A 346-nucleotide genomic window follows, 5' to 3' on the forward strand; every position below is an offset into this window, starting at 1 on the left:
CAATCACCGCGTGCGAAGGTCTCTTCGGGCAGCATTCCAATGTTCACCTTGCGGTGCTCACCGGCGACGTCGACGAGCGCGAGCTGGTCGCCGTAGCCCTCCACCATGCCGATGACTTGCCCAGGGATGCCCAGACACATGGTCAGCCTCCCTTCACCGGTTCGAGCAGCCGGGCCAGGACGTCCTCGAGGGCCCGCACCGCCTCGGGTATCGCGGCGGTTACCTGTTCGGACAGCCCGATGCCCTCGTCGACGTCCGCGACCTCGCAACCGATGACGATCGTGTAGGGCGGTGTTCCGCCGAGGGCGTTGAGGCTGGCGAACACCGCAGCCGGGTCCATCGCGTG

General features: G+C 67.1%; 1 protein-coding gene and 1 pseudogene. Both read right to left on the minus strand.

Going from position 1 to position 346, the window contains the following annotated elements; genetic code table 11:
• Positions 1-140, minus strand: a 140-nt coding sequence (locus CQY20_RS34090) for a HypC/HybG/HupF family hydrogenase formation chaperone (protein ID WP_165789342.1), incomplete at its 3' end; no start/stop codon positions are given.
• Between the two features lie 2 nt (positions 141-142).
• Positions 143-346 (minus strand): annotated as a pseudogene (locus tag CQY20_RS34095) (hydrogenase maturation protease); the annotation flags it as partial.

The organism is Mycolicibacterium agri (assembly GCF_002553505.1).
Taxonomy (GTDB): domain Bacteria; phylum Actinomycetota; class Actinomycetes; order Mycobacteriales; family Mycobacteriaceae; genus Mycobacterium; species Mycobacterium agri.